Here is a 26,202-nt window from a genome sequence, read left to right on the forward strand (position 1 = left end):
TCGAAATGCTCACCCCACACACTGTTGCCACCGATCCGCAACACCCCCTCGTCCACCCGGATCGGACCCGACGCCGCCTGCTGAGCCACCTGCACACCATTCACGAACAAACGCACCATCGACCCGTCATACGTCGACGCCAGATGCGACCACACACCCGCAGGCAACGTCCCCGTCCCGAACGCCTCCACATCCGCGTTCGCACTCACGATCGCCACCGGACGCGTCGACTCCGTGAACGCGTACAACCCATACGCCAAACCATTGCGATGCTGCTTCACCACCACGCTCTTCCACCGATACGTCGACTCCACCGGCTTCACCCACGCCTCCACCGTCGCCCCACCCGTCAAGCGAAGACTCGGCGAATCAGCCACCGTCACCCAACTCGACGTGCCATTGAACGACAACGCACCGCCGTACCTCCCACCCGTCGTCCAGGTCGTACCGGTCGTCGCACCGTTGTTGTTCAGGCCGGAGGCGTCGGCCACGGCGGTGCCCGTGCCCTCCTCCAGGCCGTAGGCGGCGACCAGGCCGGTGTTCGCCGGGGGCGGGGTGACCGTCGCGCTGACCTGGGCGGACGGCGGGCTCACGTTGGCGGCCGCGTCGAAGGCGAGCACGCGGTAGTAGTGGGTGCCCGCCGGCACGCCCGAGTCGGTGAACGCGGTGCCGGGGGTGGAGCCCACCTGGTTGGCGCCGGAGGGCGTGAAGCCGGCCGTGGTCGAGCGGTGGACGGTGTAGCCGGCGACGCCCGTGTCGTCGGTCGAGGCGGTCCAGGTGAGCTGGGCGCTGCCGGGGCCTCCGGTGGCGACCGGCGAGCCGGGGGCGGTCGGCGGCTGAGTGTCCGCAGGAGGCGGCGGGCCGACGGGGGTGTTCATGTCGGTCTGGATCTGGGTGGTGGTCAGTGCCCGGTCGTAGACGCGGACCTCGTCGATCAGCCCATCGAAATGCTCACCCCACACACTGTTGCCACCGATCCGCAACACCCCCTCGTCCACCCGGATCGGACCCGACGCCGCCTGCTGAGCCACCTGCACACCATTCACGAACAAACGCACCATCGACCCGTCATACGTCGACGCCAGATGCGACCACACACCCGCAGGCAACGTCCCCGTCCCGAACGCCTCCACATCCGCGTTCGCACTCACGATCGCCACCGGACGCGTCGACTCCGTGAACGCGTACAACCCATACGCCAAACCATTGCGATGCTGCTTCACCACCACGCTCTTCCACCGATACGTCGACTCCACCGGCTTCACCCACGCCTCCACCGTCGCCCCACCCGTCAAGCGAAGACTCGGCGAATCAGCCACCGTCACCCAACTCGACGTGCCATTGAACGACAACGCACCGCCGTACCTCCCACCCGTCGTCCAGGTCGTACCGGTCGTCGCACCGTTGTTGTTCAGGCCGGAGGCGTCGGCCACGGCGGTGCCCGTGCCCTCGTCCAGGCTGTAGGCGGCGACCAGGCCCGTCGCGGGCTGGATCGGGCCGTACGCGGCGGTGTAGGTGGTGGCGGTGGCGGGGGCGGTGATGTTGTGGTTCGCCGCGCCGGAGTCCGACCACGAGCCGAACGCCTGGTCGCCCTGCGGGGTGGGCGCGGAGACGGAGTTGCTGGAGCCGACGATCACCGTACGGGTGAAGGGGGCGGTCGTCTGCTCGCTGTTGAAGCCGAGTCGCAGCCCGGCGGGCGCCGTCTGGAAGGTCAGGTTCACCGTCCTCGGCTGGAGCAGGACGCTCTCGGTGTCCGTCAGGCCCTGCGCGTCGGTCACGGTGAGCCGCAGTTCGAGGTGCGAGGGGTACTCGTGGTCGGGGGCCTGGAAGGAGCCGCTGTCGCCGGTGAAGGAGGTGATCTGATGCTCGTGGCAGGTGCTCGGGCAGTGGTGCATGATCAGCGCCCAGAGCATCCGCGCGCCGGGGATCGTCCCGTCCTGGGCGTCGGCGCCCGTGCCGGAGAAGCTCACCGTCTGGCCGACCGCCCAGGTGGTCGAGGACACCGGGGTCGTGATCGTCGCCGTGGGCGCGGTGTTGTCCACGTTGATCGTGACCGTGGCGTCGCCCTGGCCGCCTCTGCCGTCGCTCACGCGCAGCCGTACCTGGTAGGAGCCCGGCTGGGAGTACGTGCGCGAGGGGGTGGCCGCGGTGGAGTCGTCGAGGTCGCCGTCGCCGTCGAGGTCCCAGGCGTAGGTCAGCGGGTCGCCGTCGGCGTCGCTGGAGCCGGTGCCCGAGAGGTTCACGGTGAGGGGCGCGGTGCCGGACGTCGTGCTCGCGGCGATCACCGCGACCGGCGGGTTGTTGTTGTAGATGTAGCGGACGATCCGGCCGTTGGCGAAGTCGACGGCGAACAGGTCGCCGTTGGGGCCGGTCTCCAGTTCCACGACCGGGATGCCGGAGTCGACCGTCGCGATCGCCGTCGTGTCGGGCAGGCCGTTCGCGCCCTTCGGCATGACCCAGATGCAACTACGGCTGTAGTCGGAGAAGAACAGCGCGCCGTCGTAGGAGTCGGGGTAGGAACCGCCGGCGTAGAAGGCCACGCCGCTGGCGGAGGAACCGCCGGACGGGCAGGGCTCGTTCGGGACGACCTTGGCGTTGTGGTTCCAGGCGAAGTACGGCGGGGTGTGCGCGGACGCGCCGGCGGCGTAGAGGTTCTCGCACAGGGTCAGGTTCAGGTTGTCGTAGCCGCCCTGCCGGTTCGGTCCCTCGTAACAGGGCCAGCCGAAGTTCCGGACCGGGCCCGTCGGGGCGGCGATCCTGCCGATCTCCTCGTAGGTGTTCCAGCCGACCTCGCCGTACCAGATCTCGTCGGTTCCGGGGCGGTTGGTGATCCGGAAGGGGTTGCGCATGCCGTGGGCGACGATCCTGGCGAGGTTGGCGTCGGCGCTGCCCGCGTTCGGGTTGCCGGTGGCCGCCGCGCCGGTGTCCGGGTTGATGCGGATCACGGTGCCGTCGAGGCCGGCGGGGTCGCCGCTGGTGCGCACGTCCTGGGAGCGCAGCGCGCCGCCCTGCGCGGCCGGCGGGACGAGCGCGGTGCCGACCGGGGAGGGCGGGTCGCCGCACGGGTTGTCGGGGGTGATGTCCGAGCTGGTCTGGTTGTCCTGGCCGTAGTCGGCGAAGTTGAAGCTGGCGCCGTCGCCGGCCGAGGCGTACAGCATGCCGTCGGGACCGAACTGCAGGTCGCCGACGGAGTGGCTGGGGTGCTGCTGACACCAGTCGGTGATCAACGGGGTCTCCGCGCCGGTGGGCGAGATGACCGACAGGCGGCCCGTGATGAGGCAGCCGTCCCCCGTGGGCCCCGGCGGCGACGGGCAGGGGTCGGCGGTGGCGCCCGCCGTACCCCAGCGTGGGGCGGTGCCGCCGGGGACCGCGTCGCGGGAGTAGAGCACGTAGAGGCGCGGGTCGGCGGGGAAGTCGGGGTGCAGCGCCATGCCGAGCAGCCCGCGGTCCCAGAAGTTGTGCACCTGGGTGCGCAGGTCGGCGTAGACGGACGGGGTGGTGTCGGCGAGGGAGTCGAAGACCTTGATGAGGCCGCTCTTCTCGGCCACGAACACCCGGCCGTCGGCGGCGAACTCGATGTTGGACGGCTGGGTGAGCCCGCTGAGGACGATCTGCTTCTCGAAGCGTTCGGGGAGGGCCTGGGCCGGGGACGCGGAGACGACGGTCAGGCTCGCGGCGATGAGGAGGACGGATAACAGGGCACGGCGAATCCGCTTCACGTTGGAAACCCCCACGGAGAATGATGACCACCCGTGGCGCCCCGAGCCACCCCGGCATCTATGCCGATTTATGCATTTAAATCGGTCCAATGCCACGGATCTGACCTCATGTGGACAGGGGTGAGATTGGGGCCTGGCTAATGAGGGGATCTCATGTTAATCCCGCAGCCGGCCCGCCCCCACCAGCGCCACCGCCCTGGTCCCGATCCTGAACGACACGTCCGGCCGTACCCCCAGCGAGATCTTACGGCTCCGCGCCGCCACCGCGATCACGCTCTCCTCGGGCAGCACCGACGCCAGCGCCCGCACCATCCCCAGCGCCCCCTCCCCCTCATGCCGGCCCCGCCACCTGGTCTGCTCCCCGTAAGGAACATCGGCCAGCACGACATCGGGCCGCCACGAGCCGAGCGCCGCGCCGAGCTGCCCCCGATCGAAGACGTCCGCCCGCCGGATGGCATGCGGCACGTCACCGCCGGCGGCGGCCAGCCCACGCCCGATCCGCCCCGCCGCCTCGGCCGCCGCCGCATGGGACGGCTTGCCGAAACGCTCCGCCAGGTCCCGCAGCTCGCCCGCCCGACCGGCCAGACCGGCCCCGGTCAGCAGCCCGAGATTCCGGCCCGCGATGGTCAGCGCGTCGTCGTCGAAGTCGGAGGCCAGCACCGCCCCGATCCGGGCCCGGAGCAGGATCGCGACCACCGTCAGCAGGTAGCCGCTGCCGCAGCACGGGTCCCAGACCACCAGGGGCCGGTCCGCCCTCCGCAGCTCGGCGGCACGCTGGAACATCTCGGTGGCCAGCCGTACCGGGAAGGCGGGGAAGCCGGGAGCGGAGTGCAGGACCGCGCCGCTCGCCAGGTCCTCGTAGTCGTCGCGGACGGTCGCGTGACGATAGGCCATGCCCGGCGGCTAGCGGGCCGACCGCTGGCGGGCGGCCTCGTAGAGGACCACCGTCGCGGCGTTGGCGGCGTTGAGCGAGCTGGCGGAACCCGTGATCGGGATGCGGGCCATGGTGTCGCACGCCTCGCGCCAGGCCGTGCTCAGGCCGTTGGTCTCGTTGCCGATGACCAGCAGGGACGGGCCGGTCAGGTCGTGGTCGGCGAGGTCGACGTCGCCCTTCTCGTCGGTGCCGACGACGGTCAGCGGCAGGCCGTCCGCCCGCAGCCGCCGCACCCACGCGAGGACCCCGGCGGGCGAGCCCTCGCGCACCACCGGGACGGCGAACAGCGAACCGGTGGACGCCCGCACCGACTTGGGGTCGTAGGGGTCGGCGGCGTGGCCGGTGACGATCACCCCGGCGCCCCCGAACGCGTCGACCGAGCGGATCAGGGTGCCGATGTTGCCGGGGCTGGTCGGCCGGTCGAAGACGACGCCGAGGAAGGACGGGCCCGCCGGGATGCGGGACAGGTCGTCGGCGGGCAGCCCGACCACGGCCAGCAGTTCGGGGACCTCCTCCGCCTTGCCGCTCAGCTCACCGAGAAGCTCGCCCGACATCGCCACCCGCTCCGCCCGCCGCCGGTCGAGGAGGTCGGCCGCCCAGCCGGAGAGCGGCCGGTCGGCGTCGTAGAGCAGCGCGTGGATCGGCCAGCCGTGCTCGTCCGCGAGCTGGATCGGGCGCACCCCCTGGACCAGGAACTCCCCCGCCCGCTGGCGCTTGTTGCGGTTCGACAGCAACGCCTGCCACTGCTGGAAGCGGGCGTTCCGCTTCATCACCCGCAGTATCTCTCCCACCCGACCGCCCCTGATCTTCCCTACGACTCCAGCTGAACCGACCAAAGCCTTTCATGCCGCCACGGGCCCCCGTCACGGCATGGGAGGCGGCCCGCGGATAGCCGGGGTGCGGAAGACGAGAAACGAGGGGACGACTTGATCTCACCCCCTGGAGCAGCCGACGGCACTTCGACGACGACATCCGGCGGGAAGGTGCCCACTCCTCCCCGCCGGACGGACCTGTCAGCAGCTCAGGTTGCCACCGGGAGTGGTGCCGAGGAGCTGGACGAACCTCTGGTAGGACTGGATCCGGCTCTGCACCTGGGCAGGGTTCCTGCCGTCGCACTCCAGGCTGCCGTTGATGCTGCGGATCGTCTGGCCGAAGCCGTGGCCGTTGACCATGGCGTTGTGCGGGGTCATGGTGCCGGGGCCGTTCTGGGTGTTCCAGTACCAAAGGGCCGTCTTCCACGCCACCGCGGCGTCGGTCTGCACCAGGTAGGGGTTGCTGAGCAGATTGATGCCGAGCGCGTCGCCCGCCGCCTTGTAGTTGAAGTTCCAGCTGAGCTGGATCGGGCCGCGCCCGTAGTAGGCCGCCTGTCCCGCCGGGCACCCGTACGGCTGGCCGGCGTCGCAGTAGTGCGGATAGTTGGCGGTGTTCTGCTCGACGATGTGGACCAGGCCACCGGTCTCATGGTTGACGTTCGCCAGGAAGGCGGCGGCCTCCTGCTTCCGCACGGTGTCGCTGCCCGTCTTGGCGAAGCCCGGGTAGGCGCTCAACGCGGCGGTCAGCCCGCTGTAGGTGTAGAAGGAGTTGCGGCCGGGGAACATCTGGTTGAACTGGGCCTCGCTGACCACGAATCCCGACGGGCCCGGCGGATCGGTCGGACCGGTTCCGCCGCAGGTGTAGGGCTCCCAGTACCACGTGCTGATGACCGGGTCGTAGCCCGGGTTCTCGTGCTTGGCCCGGTAGTACAGGCCGTTGGTGTATCTGACGATGGAGCCCGCCGGGTAGAACGTGCCGGCCGCCCAGTTCGGGTGGGTGCAGCCCGGTCCGGTCGAGCCGCCGGTGCAGGAGCCCTGGTCCGCCCAGACGTCCGCATTGCCCGGCGTCTCGTTCTGGGTCCACCACTTGGCCGTCCAGTTGCGGCTGTTGTGGGAGACGGCGGCGCCGCCGACGTACACCGCCGTGGAGTTCCACGCGGTGGCGCAGGTCGCGGCCGAGGCGCTGGACATCGGCAGGACGACCGCCAGCACGCTCACCACCGCGGCGGCGGCCAGAGCCGCCATGAGGCGTTGCCTGAACACCTGATCACCCCATTCCGGGCCAAAACTTTTAGGAAAGTTTCCTAAAAGCTGGGATGACCATAACCTTGACATCACCCCCTGACAAGGCCCATTGGTCCGCCAGGATCGACCTGGCGGACCATGGGGTTAAACGGTGCGTATCAGGCCATCGCGTCAGCGGAACCCGCGGAGTCGCAGGCTGTTGCTGACCACGAAGACGCTGGAGAACGCCATCGCGGCACCGGCGATCATCGGGTTGAGCAGTCCCATCGCGGCCAGCGGCAGGGCGGCCACGTTGTAGGCGAAGGCCCAGAACAGGTTGCCCTTGATGGTGCGCAGGGTCCGCCGCGACAACCGGATCGCGTCCGCCGCCACCCGCAGGTCACCGCGGACCAGCGTGAGGTCGGACGCCTCGATCGCGGCGTCCGTGCCGGTTCCCATGGCCAGCCCCAGGTCGGCCTGGGCCAGCGCGGCCGCGTCGTTGACCCCGTCGCCCACCATGGCCACCGTCCGGCCCTCGCCCTGGAGACGCTTGACGACATCCACCTTGTCGGCGGGCAGCACCTCGGCGATGACCTCGTCGATGCCCACCTCGGCCGCGACCGTCCTGGCCACCGCCTCGTTGTCACCGGTCAGCAACACCGGGGTCAGCCCGAGGGCACGCAGGTCGGCGATCGCCTGCCTGCTGGTCGGCTTGACGGTGTCGGCCACGACCAGGACCGCGCGGGCCTTGCCGTCCCAGCCGACCGCCACCGCCGTACGGCCGGCGGCCTGCGCCGCCAGGAGCTTCCGCTCCAGCTCGGCGGGCAGGTGCTGGGACCACTCGGCCAGCAGCTTGGGCCGCCCGACGAGCACCGCGTGCCCGTCCACGATCCCCTGCACGCCGAGCCCTTCGACGTTGGCGAAATCCTCCACCTTGGCGGTGGACCGCGCGTCCCGGGCGATCGCCTGGGCGATGGGGTGTTCGGAGGCGTCCTCCAGCGCGCCGGCGAGTTCGAGGACCTCCTCGCGGTTCTCGCCCTCGGCGAGGTGGACGTCGGTGAGGGTCATCCTGCCTTCGGTGACGGTTCCGGTCTTGTCCAGGACGACGGTGTCGATCGTGCGGGTGGACTCCAGCACCTCGGGACCCTTGATCAGGATGCCGAGCTGCGCGCCCCGTCCGGTGCCCACCAGCAGGGCGGTGGGGGTGGCCAGGCCCAGGGCGCACGGGCAGGCGATGATCAGAACCGCCACCGCGGCCGTGAACGCCGCCCCCACCCCGTCGCCGGTGCCCAGCCAGAAGCCGAGCGTGCCCAGGGCGAGCGCGATCACGATCGGCACGAAGATCCCGGAGATCCGGTCGGCCAGGCGTTGCACCTGCGCCTTGCCGGTCTGCGCGTCCTCCACCAGCTTGGCCATCTGCGCCAGCTGCGTGTCGGATCCGATCCGGGTGGCCTTGACGACCAGGCGGCCGCCGGCGTTGACCGTCGCTCCGGTCACCGCGTCGCCCGGCCGTACCTCCACCGGCATCGACTCGCCGGTCAGCATCGAGGCGTCGACCGCCGAGGCGCCCTCCTCGATCACGCCGTCGGTGGCGATCTTCTCGCCCGGCCGTACGACGAACAGGTCGCCCACCGCGAGCCGGTCGCTCGGGATGCGGGTCTCCACGCCGTCGCGGAGCACCGCGACGTCCTTGGCGCCCAGTTCCAGCAGGGCGCGCAGGGCCGCGCCCGCGCGGCGCTTGGAGCGCGCCTCGAAGTAGCGGCCCGCCAGGATGAACATCGTCACCCCGGCCGCGGCCTCCAGGTAGATGTTGCCCGACCCGTCGGTGCGCTCGATGGTGAACGCGAACGGGTGGATCATGCCGGGCGTGCCCGCCGTGCCGAAGAACAGCGCCCAGAGCGACCAGCCCAGCGCGGCGATCGTGCCGACCGAGACCAGCGTGTCCATGGTCGCCGCGCCGTGCCGGAGGTTGGCCCAGGCCGCACGGTGGAACGGCCAGCCGGCGTAGACGACGACCGGGGCGGCCAGCGTCAGCGACAGCCACTGCCAGTTGGTGAACTGCAACGCCGGGATCATCGCCATCGCGATCACCGGCACCGCCAGCACCACCGAGGTGATCAGCCGCTGCCGCAGCGGGGCCAGCTCGTCACGCCCGGCGCTCGGGTCAGGGTCCTCGGCGGCGGGCGGGGCGGGCAGTTCGGCGGTGTAGCCGGTCTTCTCCACCTCGGCGATCAGGTCCTGCGGATCGACGCCGCCGGTGAAGGTCACCTTCGCCTTCTCGGTGGCGTAGTTGACCGTGGCGGTCACGCCGTCGAGTTTGTTGAGCTTGCGCTCGATCCGGTTGGCGCACGACGCGCAGGTCATGCCGCCGATCGAGAGCTCGACCGCGCCGCCGGCAATCGGCGGCCTGTCATCGGTGACTGGAGACATCACCTACTCCTTTCGCACGTCGTGGCTGCTCAGTGGGTGTGGTCGCCGTGCTCTTCCGGGGCGGCCGGATCGGGCGTGATCTCGCCGGCGCGGACGGTGAAGGCCGCGGTGCGTACGGCTCCCGCGTGCCGGAAGTCGAGGAAGAGACGGTAGTCGCCGCGGCTGGGCACCTCCGCGTAGAAGGTGATCTCCGGGCCGGGCTTGGTCTTGCCGTCGCCGGGCTCCCCGTCGGGGTGCACGTGCAGGTAGGCGAGGTCACCGGCGCGCAGTGCGACCAGGTGGCCGTACGCGCCCAGGTAGGGCTGCAGGTCGGTGACCGGCTCGCCGTCCTTGGTGACCTTCAGGGTGAGCTTGCTCGACCGGCCGGGCACCAGATCGCCGCCGAGTTCGACGGTGTAGCCGTCGACGCTCGCCGTACGGTTCGCCTCGGGGAGCGATCGCGGCTGGTAGTCGCCCTCAGCGTACAGGTCGACGCCCAGGGTCAGGGCGGTCGCGCCCTGCGGGGCGAAGTCGGCGAACGCCCGGTACGTGCCCGCCTCGGGCAGGGTGAGCTTCACCGACCAGACGCCGTCGCCGGTCTGTTCGGGGTGTAGGTGCTGGAAGTCACGCAGTTCGCGGGAGACCACGATGAAATGGAGCTTCTTGTCGTGCTGCACCTTGTAGTCGGTCACGGGGGCCCCGTCGGGACCGGTCACGGTGAAGCGGAAGTCGGTCGGCTCGCCGGGCTTGATCTGCGTGGTGAGCGGGGTCAGGGTGTAGCCGTTCTGTGACACTTGAAGCCCTCCTGGGATCATTTCCTCCGGCTCATCGCCGGCGGCCGGGGGCTCACTGGTGTGCACGGAGTGCCCTGTGCCGGCCGTCTGACCGGCGTCGGCCGTACGACCCGCGTCGGGCTGACCGCCGACGGGCCCCACCGCGTTGCCCACCCCGAGCGCACCGCCGAAGACCAGAGCCAGCCCGAGGGCGTACGCTCCGACCTTGGCCGCCGTGTTCATGGTGCCGCCACCTTGTATCCGGCCTCCTCGACGGCGGCGACGATCTTCTCCGCGTCGACGAGGCTCTCGCTGTCAACGGTCAGCAGGCCGGTGGCCAGATCGACCTCGACCCCGGTGACACCCGGAACCTCGCCGACCTCCTCCTTGACCGAGCTGACGCAGTGACCGCAGGTCATGCCCGTGACGGTGTAGGTGGTGATGCTCATAACAATCACTCCTCTAGGTACGCAATCAAGAACGGACAAGACGGGCGATGGCCTCGGAGGCTTCCTTGATCTTCGCCTCGGCCTCGGCCCCGCCCTTCGCGGTGGCGTCGGCCACGCAGTGGGCCATGTGCTCTTCGAGCATGGAGAGGGCGAAGGACTGCAACGCCCGGTTGGCCGCCGACACCTGCGTCAGGACGTCGATGCAGTATTTGTCGTCTTCGACCATCCGCTGCAGGCCCCTGACCTGCCCTTCGATCCGTCGCAATCGCCGCAGATGGTCTTGCTGGTTCTCGGTGTATCCGGCCATTCCACCCACCTCCCTGTCGTTTCCCAGGCTAACACCCTACCCCCCTAGGGTATTCCACCAGGTGTGGGATACCCTTGTGGAGTATCCTGAGACAGGAAGTTAACATACCCCCGGGGGGTTAGCAACTAGGCGGGATCCCAGTCGGCCCTGTCGATGGCGTACTCGACCTCGCCGTGCTCCGTGCCCTCGATGGGGTGCTCCCACTCCAGGTGGAAGGTCCGCACGAGACGCAGCCCCGCCTTCTCCATCACCCGTCTGGAGCCCAGGTTGACCGCCATCGTCTGCGCGGTCACCCGCCGCACGCCCAGCTCGGTGAACCCCTTGCGGATCAGCGCCCGCGACCCCTCGGTCCCGTAGCCCAGCCCCCAGGAGGACCTGCGCAGCCGATAACCCAGCTCGGGCTCGTCAAGCGGAGCGCCCTCCGGCGGGCGGAAGTGGAACCAGCCGATGAACTCCCCGGTGGCCTTCTCCTGCGCCGCCCAGAAACCGTACCCCTCGAAACGCCGGTAGTAGGCGAGGAACGCCGGCAGCGTCTCGGCCTCGATCACGCCACGGTCGGCCGGCCTGCCGCCGTCGAGGAACCGCATGACGAGCGGATCGTCGTTCAGCTCGAACAGGTTGTCCACATCGGCCTCGGTGAACCGGCGCAACACCAGCCGATCCGTCTCCAGGAAGATCTCCACCTGTCCTACCGTACGGCGGACCAGGCGCGCCGGAGGGCCTCGATCTCTTCGGGACCGCACTCCCTGGCGATGTACGGGATGTCCAGCACGTGACGCAGGCCCTCCTCGGGAATCCGGTCGCGGACCACCGAGGCGTCCCGCAGGATCTGCGCGTACAGCGCCTCGCCGTCCATGCAGAACACGTCGATGACCGCGAGCCGCCCGTCGGCCGCCTGCCGTACGTTGCCCGGGTTCAGATCGATACCGTCCCACCAGGGCATCCGCGCGCGGTACTCGGCGTCGACGGCCAGCGCCTCCCGCCGCAGCCCGGCGAGGTCGCCCTCGTCGTCCCTGCCTTCGCGCCACCGCCGGGCCACCTCCGCGGCGTCCTGTTCCTTCGCCGGTGTGAGGAACTCCATCACGGTCAGCGAACCGCCGCCGTCGAGCGCGGCGACGAGGTCCATCCGCGGCAGGAACGGATGACCGGGGCAACGGCGGCAGAGCTCCACGAAGGCCGCGTACGCCGGGTCGAACGGGCACACCCGGGCCGCGAGCAGCCCATTCGGCGACCGCAGCCCGACGGCCCAGTCGCCCACGCCGGAGAGGGACCAACCCAGCCCGATGAGATCGGTGATCACCCGGCGGTGGTCGGACGCGTCCCAGACACGGCCGAGCAACGGGGCGAGGTCCTGACCCCGGTGGTGAACTCCCATCCGGGCAGCCTACATAACGTCTCCCGGCCCGGCGCGCGCCTGATCGAACGAGTACGGCCTGGCGCTATGTTTCTACCCAGCGACTGGCGTTCCCCTTGAACCGGAGGCTGCGATGAGTTACCCGGGTCCCGGCCGGCAACCCTCAGGTCCGGCCCCTGGCCAGGGCGGACACGGTCACCCTGCACCGAACGGCCAGCCTCCGCCGCCCTACGGCCAGCCTTCACCGTACGGCCAGCCCTCGCCATACGGGCAACCATCGCCCCACCATCACCAGCAGCAGCCACCACCACCACCGCACGGCCAACCTTCCCCCTATGGCCAACCTTCGCCATACGGACAACCCTCGCCGTACGGGCAACCTGGGGCATACGGGCAGCCAGGGGCATACGGGCAGCCCTCGCCGTACGGACAGCAACCGGGTCCGTACGGACATCCGCCGCAGCAGGGCTACGGTCCGCCGGCCGGGAAGCCCAGCACGGTGCCGGTCTACATCGCGGTGCTGCTGTTCGGGTTGTGCGCCGTGGTGTCGTTCATCTTCGCGATCATCACCTGGGACGGCACCTCAAGGAACCTCGAGGTCACCACCGCTGTCATCGGCATGGCCGTCACCCACTACATCACCGGCAACATCGACTTCGCGATCTCGGCGACCCTGACGGTCGCCTGCACGGTCGCCCTGTTCGCCGTTCTGCTCGCGTTCCGGCTCGGCTTCGCCCGGTGGGTGCTGGCGTTCGTCGGCGGCGTGGTGATCGCCTACTACCTCTACGCGCTCCTCTATGTGCTGATCAACGGCGGCGGCGGGTTCGTCGTCCTGCTCGCGCTGTCGCTCGTCCTGTGGATCAGCGCCGTCGTCACGGTGCTCCTCCCAGCGGTCGGCAGAGGCCTCCGCGGGCGTTGATTTAGACTGGGCACTCCCGGTGAATGGAGTTCGATTCCTGATGAGCAAGTCTCCGAGCTATCTCGGTCGCATGCTGGGGCTGCTGGAGTTCGTCGCGACGCAGGACGGTTCCGCCGCGCTGGCCTCCGAAGCGGCCCAGCGGCTCGACATGCCGTTGTCGACCGCCGCCCGCCAGGTGACCCTGCTCGAAGAACTCGGTTTCGTACGGCGGAGCCAGGACGGCGCGCTGATGCCGGGGCCGCGCCTGTTCAGGATGGCGCTGTGCACCGTCGCGCAGCTGCCGCGTGACGAGGGCCTGCGTACGGCGGTGCGCACGCTCGCGCTGGAGACCGGCGAGAGTGTGAGCGCCGGGGTGCTCGTCGGCGCGGAGATCATGCTGGTGGCCAGACAGGAGTCCGCCCATCCGCTGCGGATCGCCGCCCAGGTGGGCGACCTGGTCACGGCGCACAACTCGGCGATGGGCAAGGCCGTACTCGCCAATCTGCCGCGCCCCCGCCAGCTCGCCCTGCTGCGCGCCTCGCTCGGCGCCGCGGCAGGCCACGCGGAAAGCGAAGCGGAGGAGACGCTCGACGGCCTCGCCGCCGAACTGGACGAGGTGCGCAAGTACGGCTACGCGGTCGACGAGGAGACCTACCATCCGGGGCAGCGCTGCCGGGCGGCGGCGATCCCCGACTCCCGGGGCAACGCGTACATGGCGATCTCGGTGGCCGGGCCGACTGTCAGGTTCACCGCGGAGCACGCGCGGGCCTGCCTGCCCGCGCTGCTCGCCGCGGTCAACGAGCTGTCGCCGTGGCTGACGGGCGACCGCTGAAGGACGCCTCCGCGGCGTCGAGCAGCAGGTCGACGTCGGCCTCGGTGTGGGCCGCCGACAGCGCGCAGTGCAGCAGCGGCTTCTCCACGATCAGGATGCCGCGCTCGACGGTCTCGGCGAGGAGCGCCGCGTACCTGGTCGCGTCCGTCGCCGTCGCCGTCCGGTAGTCGTCCACCGGCTCGGCGGTGAAGTACGGCTGGAAGTGCCCGCCGCCCCCCGCCAGCCGCGCCGGGACGCCGTGCGCGGACGCGCGCCGCTCGAAGCCCTCACGCAGCCGGTCGGTCAGCTGGACGAGGTGGCCGTGCACGGACCCGTCCCGCAGCGCGGTCAGCGAGGCCGTCACCGCGGCCATCGCCACCGCGTGCCCGTTGTAGGTGCCGACCCAGCCCACCGGGCCGCCCGCGGTGGGATCGGTGGACGCGATCAGCGCCGGGTCGCCCTCGACGGCGGCCACCGGGTAACCGTTCGCGATCGCCTTGCCGAAGAGCGTGAGGTCGGCTCGCACGCCGTACAGTTCACGCGCCCCGCCGGGGGCCACCCGGAAGCCGGTCAGCAGCTCGTCGAAGACCAGCACGATCCCCAGTTCGGCGGTCACCTCGCGGAGTCGCCGGAGGTAGCCGGGCGTGGCGGGGACATAACCGATGTCGATCAGCACCGGCTCGACGAACACCGCGGCCAACCGGTCGGCGTTCCGCCGCAGCAGGGCCTCGGTGCCGTCGGCGTCGTTGAACGGCAGGACCAGGGTGTCGGCCGCGTCGGGCGCGAGCCCCGCGGACGAGGGCACGGCCGCCGGGGCACCGGTGGGCCCCCACTGGGCCGGCGGCGGCCAGGTCGACACCCACAGCGGGTCGGACCAGCCGTGGTAGGACGACTCGGCCTTGGCGACCGCCGGACGCCCGGTGGCGTGCCTGGCGATGGCGAGGGCGTGCATCGCCGCCTCGGTGCCGGTGTTCGCGAACCGCACGGAACCGCAGCCGGGCACGATCTCGGCGAGCAGTTCCACGGCCTCGACCGCCGCCGCCGTCTCCGAGCCCGTGGTGACGCCCGAGCTCACCGCCGCGTGCACCGCCTCCTGCACCCCCGGATGCGCGTGCCCGAGGATCACCGAGGCGTTGCCCATCGTGCAGTCGAGCCAGCGCCGGCCGTCCACGTCCCAGAGATGGGCGCCCTCGGCCCGCGCCGCGAACACCGGGTGCGGGGCACGCAGCCGCGAGTTGGAGTGCACGCCTCCGGGCACCCGTCGCTTCGCCCGCTCGAACAGCTCGGTTGATCGCACACCCGGCCCCTAGCTCTCACTCAGTGAGTGTCTAATCCCAACAGTCGGTTCGAGGTTAGGCGGCACGCGGGGGCTCTTGTCAACCAGGCCGCGACATGTCGGGGCTGGATTGCCGGGCAACTCAGGCGAAGGCCCCACTTTTTGAAATGTCACGCCTTGGTAGCAAATTTCCGTATAGCTGGATTGGCGGCGGCGGTGAACCCAGATTGACAGGCATGTCCTGTGACACACGGAGGTCTATGTGAAACGCACCATGGTCATCGGTGCCGCAGCCGTACTCGCCCTCACCACGGTGGTGACCCCGGCTCAGGCTCAGCGTGTCTCCCAGGAGACCGAGTACGTCGTCCTGTACAAGGAAGGCGCCGACGCGGCTCAGGCCAAACAGGCCATCCAGGCCGCGGGCGGCACCGTCGTCAAAGAGAACACCGCCGTCGGCCTGGCCACGATCTCGACCACCAACGCCGACTTCGTGAGCGCGGTACAGGGGAACGCCACGATCGACGGCGTCGCGCACAACCGGACCATCGGCAACGTGCCCCCCGAGGCACGCTCGACCGGCGCGGCGCGCAAGGCCATCGCGAACCGGGCCGTGGAGAAGGAGGGCCGCGGCGCTCCCGCCGCCGCCACCAAGCACGGGAAGCCGAAGCCCAAGGCGGAGCCGCTGTCGGAGCTGCAGTGGGACATGAAGCAGATCAACGCGACCGTCGACGGCTCGTACAAGCACAACCAGGGTGACCCCGGCGTACTCGTCGGCATCCTGGACACCGGCGTGGACGGCTCGCATCCCGACATCGCGCCCAACTTCAACCGCGCCCTGAGCCGCAACTTCACCGTCGACGTCCCGGCGGACGCCGACGGCGCCGAAGTCGACGGTCCCTGCGCGGACGAGCCCGACCAGTCCTGCAACGACCCCGCCGACGTCGACGAGAACGACCACGGCACCCACGTGGCCTCCTCGATCGCCTCGCCGATCAACCAGCTCGGCACGTCCGGCGTGGCCCCCAAGGTGTCCATCGTCAACCTCCGGGCGGGCCAGGACTCCGGCTACTTCTTCCTGCAGCCCAGCGTGGACGCCCTGACCTACGCCGGTGACGTGGGCGTCGACGTGGTCAACATGAGCTACTACATCGACCCGTGGCTCTTCAACTGCACCGACAACCCGGCCGACTCCCCCGCGGACCGGATCGAGCAGGGCATCATCATCAAGGCCGCCCAGCGGGCCCTCGACTACGCCCACCGGAAGGGCGTCACCCTGGTCGCCGCGGCAGGCAACGGCGCGACCGACTACACCAAGACACTCACCGACGCCTCCAGCCCCGACTTCGCCAGCGTGCCCGGCGAGGCCGCCTACGAGCGCACCATCTCGCCGAACTGCATCTCGATGCCGAGCGAGGGCAACCACGTGATCTCGGTCTCCTCGACGGGCATCAGCAAGCGCAAGTCGTACTTCTCCGACTACGGCAATGGTTACGTCGATGTCGCCTCCCCCGGCGGCGACGCCTACGACACCCCCGGCAACACCCGGGACATCACCAAGGCCACCCTCGCCGCCTACCCCAAGGCCCTGGCCGAGGCGCGCGGCGAGCTGAACGCCGACGGCACCCCCAACGTCGAGTACCTGGTCCGTGACTGCAAGGGCGACGTCTGCGCCTACTACCAGTTCATCCAGGGCACCTCGATGGCCTCACCCCGCGCCGCCGGCGTGGCCGCCCTGATCGTCAGCAAGTACGGCCAGCGCGACCGCCACCACGGCGGCAAGACCCTCAACCCGGCCGTCGTCGGGACGGTCCTGGCGGCCACCGCCAGCAAGACCTCCTGCCCCACTCCCCCCGCCCACACCTACACCCGTCACCTGCCCACCGGGGCGACGGTGACCGCCACCCACCTGTGCGAGGGCAACACCCTGCGCAACGGCTTCTACGGCCACGGCATCGTCGACGCCCTCCGCGCCGGCCGCTGACCCCACCGGCCCCCGCAGCCTGCGGGGGCCGCCTTTTCCTGTACGGCCCGCCACCCCGGCGCCATTCGCCGTAGCCACCGGGCGTCCGTGGGCACATGGCACTCCAGCGCCCGTGGCCGGGCACCGTAACACCCCGGCCGCCGGCCATCTCCGCTGGTTTCTTGGCCGAGCACCGAACAATCCGCCGCCAAGCCATCTCCGCTGGCTTCCCGTGGCCACCACCCAACCGGCGCCTCAGTCTCCGAAATACCGCCGGAGGACTCCATTCCAGCGATTGGCGGACATGTCTCGTAGCCGGGCCACCCCGAGGCAGTATTTGCTGATGCTCACCGGACGCGCCCCCATGTCGCGCAGTATCCCGTCGGCCCGGCCGTAGCCTGCCTCGGATTTCGATTCCACCAGCACATAATCTCCCCGAGCCCTGACCACTCCCGTTCCATCACGGCAGATCAGTCCGGAATCACAGGTCAGCCTGGCTTGGCCCAGGCGATCGACCAGGGTGATCCGCCGGTAGTCCGTGGCGATAACAGGTTCCAATCCATTGGGCGGAAAAACTCGCAATCCACTCAGCAAAGTGTCGGACACAAATTCCATGGCCTTCGAACTCAACACACCGCGCGGACCGTCGTCATAGGGGATGCGGTGTTTGTCGGTGTTCTTTCCCGCACCACTCAATTTGACCTCAAGAAATCTGCCGCCGCCGTCCAGATAGGTGCGGACGCGGATCTTGAAACGGTTTCGCCGTCCTTGTCGATGGTGGCGGTAGGTAAGCAGGTCGGGCGTGTCAAAATAGGTGGAGCTGTACCGGAACTGTCGCCGCCCGCCGATCTCCAGCACCGCGAAGCCGTCGCCGAGTTCGGCGGCGAGCCGGGCCATCGTGGAGACCGGTACGACATACTTCCGGTCCACGCGGGTCATCAGCTCCGCGACGTCGCCGAGGCCGACCGGCGGCAGCCCCGCCGCGACCCCGGCGAGCAGCACATCGGCGATCACGGCCGCACGACCCGGTAGCGGACGTCGACCACCATGACGTCCCTGACGTAGTCGACCTCGTTGACGATGCACTGCAGTACGGGAGCCCGCAGCCGGTTCTCCAGGTCCGCGTGCAGCGACCGCGGGTCGGCGTGCACGACGTCGAGCGTCACCACCTGGTGCCGCGTCTGGCCGAGCAGCTGGGGGTGATCCGCGATGTACATGACCGCCAGCAACATCAGGTCGAGGAGCAGCGCGGTCAGCGGGAACGCCGCCGCGATCCCGTTCACCAAACCGAGCGCGATCGCCACGAAGTAGTACGCGATCTCGCCCTGGGTGATCTCGCTCGATCGCAACCGGATGATCGAGAGCACCCCGAACAGCCCGAACCCCACCGCGAGATCGACCCGCTGCACCAGCAGCAACGACACCACCGCGAAGATCCCCACGTTCAGCGCGATGTACGCGAACAGCAGGTCACGGCGATGGTGACGGCGGAAGTACAACACATACGCCAGCACGGTGATAGCGGCCAGATCCATCACTAGCCCAATCAGGGTAGCCCCGGACATTTCGCCTCCTTGAAGCCGTCCGATCCTTCGATGAACAGCTTGGAGATGGCGGGTGAACCCTCAGTGAGGCGTTCATGAGGACGCTCTCATCGTCGAAACCGCACCATTTCCACCATCGTGCCGCCGTGCAGGGCGATCACCACCCGGCCGCCCGCCCTGACGGCTGCCGCGGTGGCAGCTCGCGCAGCCCGGCCGCCAGATCCGGCCAGATGGCATCGTTGTGCCCGAAATCACGCAAACTTCAGGAATAGCGGACTATCGCGCGGCGGTTGCAGCAACCCATGAGCGTCGAAGCGATCGTGGGCATCACGATGGTGGCCCTGGGGATGGTCCTCACCCCCGGGCCCAACATGATCTATCTGGTCTCACGATCGATCACCCAGGGGCGCAGAGCCGGGTTCGTCTCGCTGGCCGGGGTGGCCGCGGGTTTCTTCGCCTATCTGGCGGCGACCTGTCTCGGCCTCACCGTGATCTTCGCCTACGTGCCCGCGGCGTACCTCGCGATCAAGTTCGGCGGCGCCGCCTACCTGCTCTATCTGGCGTGGAAGACGCTCAGGCCCGGCGGCGTGTCGGTCTTCGAGCCGAAGGCCCTCGCTCCCGACTCCCCGCGCCGCCTGTTCACGATGGGGCTGGTCACCAACCTGCTCAACCCCAAGGCCGCGCTGCTCTACCTCTCGCTGCTCCCGCAGTTCATCGATCCCGGCGCGGGAAACGTGATGCTGCAGAGCTTCGTGGTCGGCAGCATCCAGATCACGGTGAGCATGCTCGTCAACACCGTGTTCATCCTGACGGCCGGGTCGCTGGCCGCCTTCCTCGGCAGCCGCCCGTCCTGGCTCCGCATTCAGCGCTACCTGATGGGCACGATCCTCGCCGGGCTGGCCATCCACCTCGCGACCGACCGCTCCAAGGCCATAGTCGCCACCTGACCCGGTCAGGGGCAGGCCAGAGCCACCTAACCTCGGCCGGCGGCAGGCTTGAGCAGCCCGGTCTCGTACGCCGCCGCGACCGCGGCCGCCCGGTCGCCCACCTCCAGCTTGGCGAAGATGTGCAGCAGATGCGTCTTCACCGTCGCCTCGGTGATGAACAGTTTCGCGGCGACCTCACGGTTGGTCGCGCCACGGGCGATGAGCCAGAGCACCTCAAGCTCGCGGCGGCTCAGCGTCCGCTGCTCCGGCGTGCGCGCCCGTTGCGTCAGCACACCGGCCACGGAGGGGGACAGCACCGACTCACCGCGAGCCGCCGCCCGTACGGCGCGGCGCAGGTCGGCGCGCGGGGTGTCCTTGAGCAGATAGCCGGTGGCGCCCTGCTCGATCGCGGGCAGGACGTCGGCGTCGTCGTCGAAGGTGGTCAGGACCAGCACGTGGATGCCGGGTGTCTGCTCGCGTAGCCGGCGGATGACCTCCGCGCCGCTCATCTTCGGCATGCGCAGGTCCAGGAGCACCACATCGGGGCCGGTCCGCAGGGCTACGGCGAGCGCCTCCGGCCCGTCGGCGGCCTCACCGACCACCTCGAAGTCGCCGCCGTCGCTGAAGATCCCGCGCAGCCCGTCACGGACGACCGGATGGTCATCCACGATGATCATACGAATGGGCATGTCTCACACCGTGTCTCTGGAGCGGTCGGGCGATGCCGGATCCGAACCGGCGGCGCTCCCGTCGAGATCCCCCGGGGCCCCGAGGAGGACCTGGCCCACGTCGTCTGGGACCTGGTCGCCGGGGGGGATGGCCGGAACCGTGGCGGAGATGCCCGTCCCCTGGCCGGGGGCCGTCTCTATCGTGAAGGCCCCGGCCAGCCGGGTGACTCGCTGGCGCATCGCGATGAGGCCGAAGCCGCCCGCGATCGAGGAGGCCGTCGCCCCGGGGGTGAAGCCGGAACCGTCGTCCCGCACGTCCAGCGCCACGACGTCCTCCATGTAGGACAGGGTAAGTCCGGCCCGGCCGGCCGCGGCGTGCCTGCCGACGTTGGCCAGCGCCTCCTGCGCCACCCGCAGCAAGGTGATCTCCACCTCCGCGTGCAGCGGCCGAGGGTCGCCGGTGACCGACACGGCGGCGGGCACGCCGGTGGCCTGCGACCATTTCGTCGCGATGTCGTGCAGGGCCGCGCCGAGCTGGGCCTCGTCCAGCGGCACCGGACGCAACCCCTGAACCGACCGGCGAGCCTCGTTCAGGCTCTCTCTGGCCAGGGTGCGCACAGTGTCGAGGCGCGAGCGGACGGCGGGCACGTCGTCGATCACGCTCTCGGCGGCTTCGACCTGGGTGAGGACGCCGGCCAGGCCCTGCGCGATGGTGTCGTGGATCTCCCTGGCCATCCGCTGCCGCTCCTCCAGCACGCCGGCCTCACGAGCGCGGGTCAGCAGCTGGGCCTGCAGATTCCCGTTCTCCTCCGCGAGCGCGGCCAGTTCGGCGGTGGTCTCCCTCAACTGCGCGATCATGACCTTGCGACGGTCGTTCTGGGTGGCGACGGTCCTGGTCAGCAGGCCGACCGCGGAGGCGATCAGCATCGCGACGAGGAAGGCGTAGAGCGTCTCGCCCGGGGTCCGCACGGCCCCGGGGGGAAGGGCGACCAGCACGCCCGCCGTCGCCGCCACGCCCCCGTACGCCCACCATCCGGGCAGCAGGACGAATGCCTGCATGAACGCGCCGATGCCCGTCACCATGAACAGCCCGTCGATCCTGACCAACGCCCCCACGACGGCGAGCAGCACGCCGAAGCGGATGATCGCCCCCACCGGCCGCGCCGCCGGGCCGAGGCGCGACGTGACGAACCAGTGCCACGCTCCCGCGAGCGACGCCAGCACCAGCACCTCCAGCCGCCAGTCCCGGACCAGGGCGAAGACCGCCGGGAGCAGGATGAAGAGGTACGGCAGGGCGAGGTGGGCGCGATCCCGGCGCGAGACGCCGGGGCCGTCGGTCACCACCGGAACGCTTTGACGGCGACGCCGCCGGCAATGATGAACATCGCCACCATGACGCCCAGCGTAACCGGGGAGATCGCGTTGCCCTCCCAGGCGGCACGGATCGCCTCGACCACGGGGGCCATGGGGGTCAGGTCGCCGATGGCCCGCATCGCACCGGACGTGGTCTCGCGGGGGATCATGGCGCCGGAGACGAAGACCATCGGAAAGAAGACGCTCAGCCCGATCACGGTCGCGGTCCGCCCGGTCGGGACGAGCGCGCCGATGAGGAGGCCGATGGCGCCCAGGCTCAGCGCGCCCAGTATCCACGCCAGCAGCACACCCGCCGCGTTGGCGGGCGCCGACAGCCCGAAGGCGGCCAGGCCGATGATGATCAGCAGCACCGTCCCGAGCGCGGCCAGCAGCATGTGCGCGGCCCACTGGGCCCCGAACAGCATGGCGGGCGAGGCGGGAGTGGCGCGCAGCCGCTTCAGCACCCGGCGTTCTCTGTACTGTGCCAGCGTGGCCGGGAGGACGACCAGCCCGGCCAGGCCGATGACGAAGATGCTCAGCATCGGCACCGTGGCGTCGACGACGGGCAGCCCGCCCGGCAGAGGCTTGCCGGTGCGCAGCTTCACCCACATCATGATCGCCGGGAAGGCCAGGGCGAAGAACCCCGACATCGGATCACGAATGATCAGTTTGAGCTCGACCGCGATGACCTGCGTGATGCCTTTCATCCGAGTTCCCTTCCGGTCAGTGCGAAGTACGCGTCGTCCAGTGAGGCGGACCGTCCCTTGGCGATCAATTCGCGCGGGCTGCCCTCGGCGATGACCCGGCCCTGATCGATGATCGCGATACGGTCGCACAGCGCCTCGGCCTCATCCATGAAATGGGTGACCAGCACCACGGTGATCCCACGATCACGCATGTCGCGGATCAGCTCCCAGGTCATCCGGCGGGCGGCGGGATCCAGGCCCGTGGTGAGTTCGTCGAGGAAGACGACTTCCGGGTTGCCCACCAGGGCCAGCGCGATGAACAACCGCTGCTTCCAGCCACCGGACAGGCTCGCGAACCGGGCGCGCCGCTTGTCCGTCAGTCCCCACTCCTCCATCAGCTTCCGCCAGTCGGCGGGCTTGTCGTAGAAGGAGGCGTACATCCGTAGCGCCTCGCCGACCTTGATCGCGTCGGGCAGGGCGGCCTCCTGCAGTTGGACGCCGATCCGCTGCAGCAGCTCGCGCCGGTCGCCTTCCGGATCCAGGCCCAGCACGCGCAGGGTGCCGCCGTCTCGCCGCCGCAATCCCGACGCGCACTCCACCACCGTGGTCTTCCCCGCTCCGTTGGGCCCGGCGATCCCGAAGATCTCGCCTCGCTCCACCCGCACGGAGACGCCGTCCACCGCCTTGCCGGCCTTGTAGCTCTTGGTCAGGCCGTCGATCTCGATGACTGTCATGTCCCGAGAATCGCCGGTGGACGAACCCCTCGGAATCCACCGAACGGTTGATGAGGGACGGGTGGCCGCTCGACGCGTGAGCCGGGTTTACGTGGTTTTGCGGGGTGGCTTGATGTCATGGGGTCAACCCCGGGCGGTTGGAACGAGTGCCCTGAAACCGCCCGGGGCCCCAGCCGGATCGTGCCCGACGGAAGGACCTGCACATGGTACCGAAGTGGAAGATCGCAGTCGGAGCCGCCGCGATCGGCGCCGGAGCGCTGCTCGCGACCGGGGGCGTGGCGCTGGCCAGCGCCGGCGCGGCCGTGACGCCTGCGACGCCCGCTCCCGCGGAGCCTCCGGCGACGAGTCAGCCGCCCGCGCCCGAGCAGTCCCCCACGGAGTCCCCCGCGGAGAAGGACTGGGACTGCCCGGACAAGGAGCGGGCCGCCGACGCGTCGGCGGTCTGACCGGTCGCAGAGGGTTCGGCAAGGGCCTGTGGTCTCGACGACCACAGGCCCTTGCCGTGTCGCCATTGACCGGGACAATGAGCCGAATTACGTTCGGGAGGCAGGTGATGACATCCCAGCGGAGCGAACGAGGCGGAGCCCTTGAATCCTCGGCGAACCCGGCAGGCCGGTGCCCATGCGAGAGCTTGACGCGGTCGTCGTCGGCGCGGGCATCGCGGGCCTCTACATGCTGCACCGCCTGCGCGGACTCGGCCTGAGCACGGTGGTCTACGAGGCGGGCGACGGCGTGGGCGGCACGTGGTACTGGAACCGCTACCCCGGCGCCCGGTGCGACGTGGAAAGCCTGGAGTATTCCTACTCCTTCTCCCCCGAGCTCGAACAGGAATGGGTGTGGACGGAGAAGTTTCCGGCCCAGCCCGAGATCCTCCGCTACCTGGAGCACGTCGCCGACCGCTTCGACCTGCGCCGGGACATCCGCTTCCAGACCCGGGTGACCTCGGCGCGCTTCGACGAGGGAGCGAACCGGTGGCTGGTCACGACCGCCCCGGGAGAGACGGGCGAGACGGGCGAGACGGTGTCGGCCCGGTTCTGCGTGATGGCGACGGGCTGCCTGTCGGTCTCGAAGAAGCCCGAGGTGCCGGGGCTGGAGCGCTTCCGCGGCACGTCGTACCACACCGGCCACTGGCCTCGCGAGGGCGTCGACTTCACCGGCCTGCGGGTGGGCGTGATCGGCACCGGTTCCTCCGGCATCCAGTCGATACCGATCATCGCCGAGCAGGCCGCCCATCTCACCGTCTTCCAGCGCACCCCCAACTTCAGCTTTCCCGCTCAGAACGCCCCGCTCGACGAGGAGACGCAGCGCGCCAGGAAGGCCGTCTACCCCGAGCACCGGCAGCGCGCCCGCGAGTCCGGCTTCGGCGTCCCCGGCGAGGCCGGCCAGACCTCCGCCCTGGACGCGGACGCCGAGGAGCGGCGGCTCGTCTACCAGGCGGGCTGGGAGCGGGGGAGCCTCGTCGGCATCCTGCAGTGCTTCAACGACCTGCTCGTCAACGAGAAGGCCAACGACACCGCCGCCGAGTTCGTCCGCGCCAAGATCCGTGAGATGGTCGACGACCCGGAGACCGCCGCGGCCCTGTCCCCCGCCGGCCACCCCATCGGCACCAAGCGCCCCTGCCTCGACACCGGCTACTACACGACCTACAACCGCGACGACGTCTCCCTGATCGACCTGCGCCGGTCGCCGATCGCCGAGATCACCGAGACCGGCGTCAGGACCACCGGCACCGACCACGAACTCGACAGCCTCGTCTTCGCGACCGGCTTCGACGCGATGACCGGCGCCCTGCTCGCCGTCGACATCCGCGGCCGCGACGACCTGTCCCTACGACAGAAATGGGCCGCCGGCCCCCGCGCCTACCTCGGCCTCGGTACGGCCGGCTTCCCCAACCTGTTCATGATCACCGGCCCCGGCAGCCCGTCCGTGCTCAGCAACATGATGGTCTCCATCGAGCAGCACGTGGAGTGGATCGGCGACTGCCTGCGCTACATGCGCGACCACGATCTGACCTCGATCGAGGCCACCCCCGAGGCCGAGGACGACTGGGTCCGGCACGTCGAGCGGATCGGCTCCCGCACGCTCTACCCGAAGGCCGACTCCTGGTACATGGGCGCGAACGTGCCCGGCAAACCCCGTGTCTTCATGCCCTACATCGGCGGCGTCGGCACCTACCGGAAGACCTGCGAGGAGGTGGCCGCGAAGCACTACACCGGCTTCACCTTCGACCGGCTCAGCCCTCATCCGGATCCTCGTCGCCGCTGTCCGTGACTCACCGCTGCGGGCGCCATCCCGTGGCGCCCGCAGCGGCAGGACCAGGCTCAGCCCGCCCCGCCCCCACCGGAGCAGGAAAGGACCTTGCAAGTTCCGAGACACTATGTCCGGCGCCTGGCCACGAGCGTGCGCCGCCTTCGTCGCGGCCGAAGGATCGCCGGTAGGCGGCGGGGGTGGTGCGCACCAGGGAGTGGAAGCGCCTGCGGAGGTTGGCGGCCGAGGACAGCCCGACCCTGGTCGCTATCGTCTCCACGGGGAGATCCGTCTCCTCCAGAAAGGCCTGGGCCGCCGTGACGCGCTGCTGGAGCAGCCATCGGCCAGGGCTGACGCCGAGTTGGTCGGCGAACCTGCGAGCGAGCGTCCGCGGCGAGATCTTGGCCCGTGCGGCGAGGTCGTCGATGGTGAGGGGTTCGTGCAGCCGTTCGGTCGCCCAGTCGAGGACCGGGGCCAGCGACTGCGGCAGGCGGTCGGCGGGGGCCGGGGTGGCGTACTGCAGTTGCCCGCCCTCGCGATGCGGCGGCATGACCATGTGCCGGGCGATCTGCGCGGCGTAGGCGGCGCCGTAGTCGGCGCGGGCCAGGTGCAGGCACAGGTCGATGCCGGCGGCGGTGCCGGCGCTGGTGGCGATGTCGCCCAGGTCGATGTACAGCGTGTCGGGCTCGACCCGCACGTCGGGGAAACGGGCCGCGAGCTCGCCGGCCATCCTCCAATGGGTGGTCGCCCTACGGTGATCCAGCAACCCGGCCCGGGCCAGCAGGAAGGCGCCGGAGCAGATCGCGACGATGCGGGCGCCGCGACGATGGGCTTGCCTCACCGCGTCGATCACGGTGGGCGAGGCGGCCTCCTGGCGGCGTTGCCAGCCGGGGATCACCACCGTGTCCGCCGCCTCCAGGGCCGCCAGGCCCTCGCTCACCACCATGTCGTAGCCCGCCAGGGTGGGCACGGCTCCCGGACGCTCGGTGCACACCCCGAATTCGTAGCGGGCGGGCAGGCCGACGCGGCGCACGCCGAAGACCTCGGCGGCGCACGCCAACTCGAACGTGGCCTGCGGCGGCAGGATCAGTGCGACCACCCGATGAACGCTCATGGCA

General features: G+C 70.1%; 24 protein-coding genes. 6 read left to right on the top strand and 18 right to left on the bottom strand.

Annotated elements, in window-relative coordinates; genetic code table 11:
• The 10 genes from MBA17_RS43275 to MBA17_RS43320 all read right to left on the bottom strand — a co-directional run.
• On the bottom strand, positions 1-3,719 hold a 3,719-nt coding region (locus tag MBA17_RS43275; protein WP_238503804.1), incomplete at its 3' end, for a LamG-like jellyroll fold domain-containing protein.
• A gap of 156 nt (positions 3,720-3,875) precedes the next feature.
• Positions 3,876-4,613, bottom strand: a complete 738-nt coding sequence (locus tag MBA17_RS43280) for an rRNA methyltransferase (protein WP_238503805.1) — start codon at positions 4,611-4,613, stop codon at positions 3,876-3,878.
• 9 nt (positions 4,614-4,622) lie between these two features.
• Positions 4,623-5,423, bottom strand: a complete 801-nt coding sequence (locus MBA17_RS43285) for a TrmH family RNA methyltransferase (protein WP_238503806.1) — start codon at positions 5,421-5,423, stop codon at positions 4,623-4,625.
• 243 nt (positions 5,424-5,666) lie between these two features.
• The gene (locus MBA17_RS43290; protein ID WP_238503807.1) at positions 5,667-6,728 is read right to left on the bottom strand and encodes a glycoside hydrolase family 19 protein; all 1,062 of its coding nucleotides are present in this window, start codon (positions 6,726-6,728) and stop codon (positions 5,667-5,669) included.
• Between the two features lie 153 nt (positions 6,729-6,881).
• Positions 6,882-9,119, bottom strand: a complete 2,238-nt coding sequence (locus MBA17_RS43295; protein WP_238503809.1) for a heavy metal translocating P-type ATPase — start codon at positions 9,117-9,119, stop codon at positions 6,882-6,884.
• Positions 9,120-9,148: 29 nt separating this feature from the next.
• On the bottom strand, positions 9,149-10,114 hold the full coding sequence (locus tag MBA17_RS43300; RefSeq protein WP_238503810.1) for a FixH family protein: 966 nt from the start codon (positions 10,112-10,114) through the stop codon (positions 9,149-9,151).
• Entirely contained in the window at positions 10,111-10,320 is a 210-nt protein-coding gene (locus MBA17_RS43305) for a heavy-metal-associated domain-containing protein (RefSeq protein WP_238503814.1), read from the bottom strand. The genes MBA17_RS43300 and MBA17_RS43305 overlap by 4 nt, the downstream gene beginning before the upstream one ends.
• A gap of 25 nt (positions 10,321-10,345) precedes the next feature.
• Positions 10,346-10,627 (bottom strand): metal-sensitive transcriptional regulator, encoded by a 282-nt coding sequence (locus MBA17_RS43310; RefSeq protein WP_238503816.1) that lies wholly within the window; start codon positions 10,625-10,627, stop codon positions 10,346-10,348.
• 125 nt (positions 10,628-10,752) lie between these two features.
• Positions 10,753-11,310 carry a GNAT family N-acetyltransferase gene (locus MBA17_RS43315; RefSeq protein ID WP_238503818.1) on the bottom strand — a complete coding sequence of 186 codons (558 nt, stop codon included), beginning with the start codon at positions 11,308-11,310 and terminating at the stop codon, positions 10,753-10,755.
• A gap of 5 nt (positions 11,311-11,315) precedes the next feature.
• Positions 11,316-12,002: a hypothetical protein gene (locus MBA17_RS43320; protein WP_238503820.1), complete on the bottom strand. Its 687-nt coding sequence runs from the start codon at positions 12,000-12,002 to the stop codon at positions 11,316-11,318.
• 478 nt (positions 12,003-12,480) lie between these two features.
• Between MBA17_RS43320 and MBA17_RS43325 the strand changes: the two genes are divergently transcribed.
• Both MBA17_RS43325 and MBA17_RS43330 read left to right on the top strand, forming a co-directional pair.
• On the top strand, positions 12,481-12,900 hold the full coding sequence (locus MBA17_RS43325; protein ID WP_238504127.1) for a hypothetical protein: 420 nt from the start codon (positions 12,481-12,483) through the stop codon (positions 12,898-12,900).
• Positions 12,901-12,940: 40 nt separating this feature from the next.
• Positions 12,941-13,711 (top strand): IclR family transcriptional regulator, encoded by a 771-nt coding sequence (locus MBA17_RS43330; RefSeq protein ID WP_238503824.1) that lies wholly within the window; start codon positions 12,941-12,943, stop codon positions 13,709-13,711.
• Here the strand turns inward: MBA17_RS43330 and MBA17_RS43335 are convergent.
• Positions 13,674-14,987 (bottom strand): aspartate aminotransferase family protein, encoded by a 1,314-nt coding sequence (locus MBA17_RS43335; RefSeq protein WP_238503825.1) that lies wholly within the window; start codon positions 14,985-14,987, stop codon positions 13,674-13,676. The two genes, MBA17_RS43330 and MBA17_RS43335, sit on opposite strands and share 38 nt — an antisense overlap.
• A gap of 241 nt (positions 14,988-15,228) precedes the next feature.
• Here MBA17_RS43335 and MBA17_RS43340 point away from each other — a divergent pair, with 241 nt between their 5' ends.
• Complete coding sequence (locus tag MBA17_RS43340) at positions 15,229-16,947, top strand: S8 family serine peptidase (protein ID WP_238503826.1); 1,719 nt, start codon at positions 15,229-15,231, stop codon at positions 16,945-16,947.
• Between the two features lie 234 nt (positions 16,948-17,181).
• On the opposite strand, the gene MBA17_RS43345 is transcribed toward MBA17_RS43340, so the two are convergent.
• Together MBA17_RS43345 and MBA17_RS43350 are read right to left on the bottom strand one after the other, a co-directional pair.
• On the bottom strand, positions 17,182-17,940 hold the full coding sequence (locus tag MBA17_RS43345; RefSeq protein WP_238503828.1) for a polyphosphate polymerase domain-containing protein: 759 nt from the start codon (positions 17,938-17,940) through the stop codon (positions 17,182-17,184).
• Positions 17,937-18,461 carry a DUF4956 domain-containing protein gene (locus MBA17_RS43350; protein ID WP_238503829.1) on the bottom strand — a complete coding sequence of 175 codons (525 nt, stop codon included), beginning with the start codon at positions 18,459-18,461 and terminating at the stop codon, positions 17,937-17,939. The genes MBA17_RS43345 and MBA17_RS43350 overlap by 4 nt, the downstream gene beginning before the upstream one ends.
• Positions 18,462-18,772: 311 nt before the next feature.
• Between MBA17_RS43350 and MBA17_RS43355 the strand changes: the two genes are divergently transcribed.
• A complete protein-coding gene (locus tag MBA17_RS43355) occupies positions 18,773-19,417 on the top strand; it encodes a LysE family translocator (RefSeq protein WP_238503830.1) in 645 nt (214 codons plus the stop codon).
• Between the two features lie 26 nt (positions 19,418-19,443).
• Here MBA17_RS43355 and MBA17_RS43360 read toward each other — a convergent pair whose 3' ends face one another.
• Genes MBA17_RS43360 through MBA17_RS43375 form a run of 4 tightly spaced genes read right to left on the bottom strand, consistent with a single transcriptional unit; the run spans position 19,444 to position 22,837 of the window.
• Positions 19,444-20,085 (bottom strand): response regulator, encoded by a 642-nt coding sequence (locus tag MBA17_RS43360; RefSeq protein ID WP_238503832.1) that lies wholly within the window; start codon positions 20,083-20,085, stop codon positions 19,444-19,446.
• Between the two features lie 3 nt (positions 20,086-20,088).
• Positions 20,089-21,405, bottom strand: coding sequence for a sensor histidine kinase (locus tag MBA17_RS50795; RefSeq protein WP_238503834.1), 1,317 nt, complete (start codon positions 21,403-21,405; stop codon positions 20,089-20,091).
• The gene (locus MBA17_RS43370; RefSeq protein ID WP_238503835.1) at positions 21,402-22,124 is read right to left on the bottom strand and encodes an ABC transporter permease; all 723 of its coding nucleotides are present in this window, start codon (positions 22,122-22,124) and stop codon (positions 21,402-21,404) included. The genes MBA17_RS50795 and MBA17_RS43370 overlap by 4 nt, the downstream gene beginning before the upstream one ends.
• Positions 22,121-22,837, bottom strand: a complete 717-nt coding sequence (locus tag MBA17_RS43375) for an ABC transporter ATP-binding protein (RefSeq protein ID WP_238503838.1) — start codon at positions 22,835-22,837, stop codon at positions 22,121-22,123. Before MBA17_RS43375 ends, MBA17_RS43370 begins: the two co-directional genes overlap by 4 nt.
• 203 nt (positions 22,838-23,040) lie before the next feature.
• Between MBA17_RS43375 and MBA17_RS43380 the strand changes: the two genes are divergently transcribed.
• Together MBA17_RS43380 and MBA17_RS43385 are read left to right on the top strand one after the other, a co-directional pair.
• On the top strand, positions 23,041-23,283 hold the full coding sequence (locus MBA17_RS43380) for a hypothetical protein (protein WP_238503839.1): 243 nt from the start codon (positions 23,041-23,043) through the stop codon (positions 23,281-23,283).
• 175 nt (positions 23,284-23,458) lie between these two features.
• Complete coding sequence (locus MBA17_RS43385; RefSeq protein WP_238503840.1) at positions 23,459-25,108, top strand: flavin-containing monooxygenase; 1,650 nt, start codon at positions 23,459-23,461, stop codon at positions 25,106-25,108.
• Position 25,109: 1 nt separating this feature from the next.
• Here the strand turns inward: MBA17_RS43385 and MBA17_RS43390 are convergent, their stop codons facing one another.
• Positions 25,110-26,198 carry a helix-turn-helix domain-containing protein gene (locus tag MBA17_RS43390; protein WP_238503841.1) on the bottom strand — a complete coding sequence of 363 codons (1,089 nt, stop codon included), beginning with the start codon at positions 26,196-26,198 and terminating at the stop codon, positions 25,110-25,112.
• Positions 26,199-26,202: the final 4 nt, after the last annotated feature.

This window comes from Dolomitihabitans soli (genome assembly GCF_022213955.1).
Lineage (GTDB): Bacteria > Actinomycetota > Actinomycetes > Streptosporangiales > Streptosporangiaceae > Streptosporangium_A > Streptosporangium_A soli.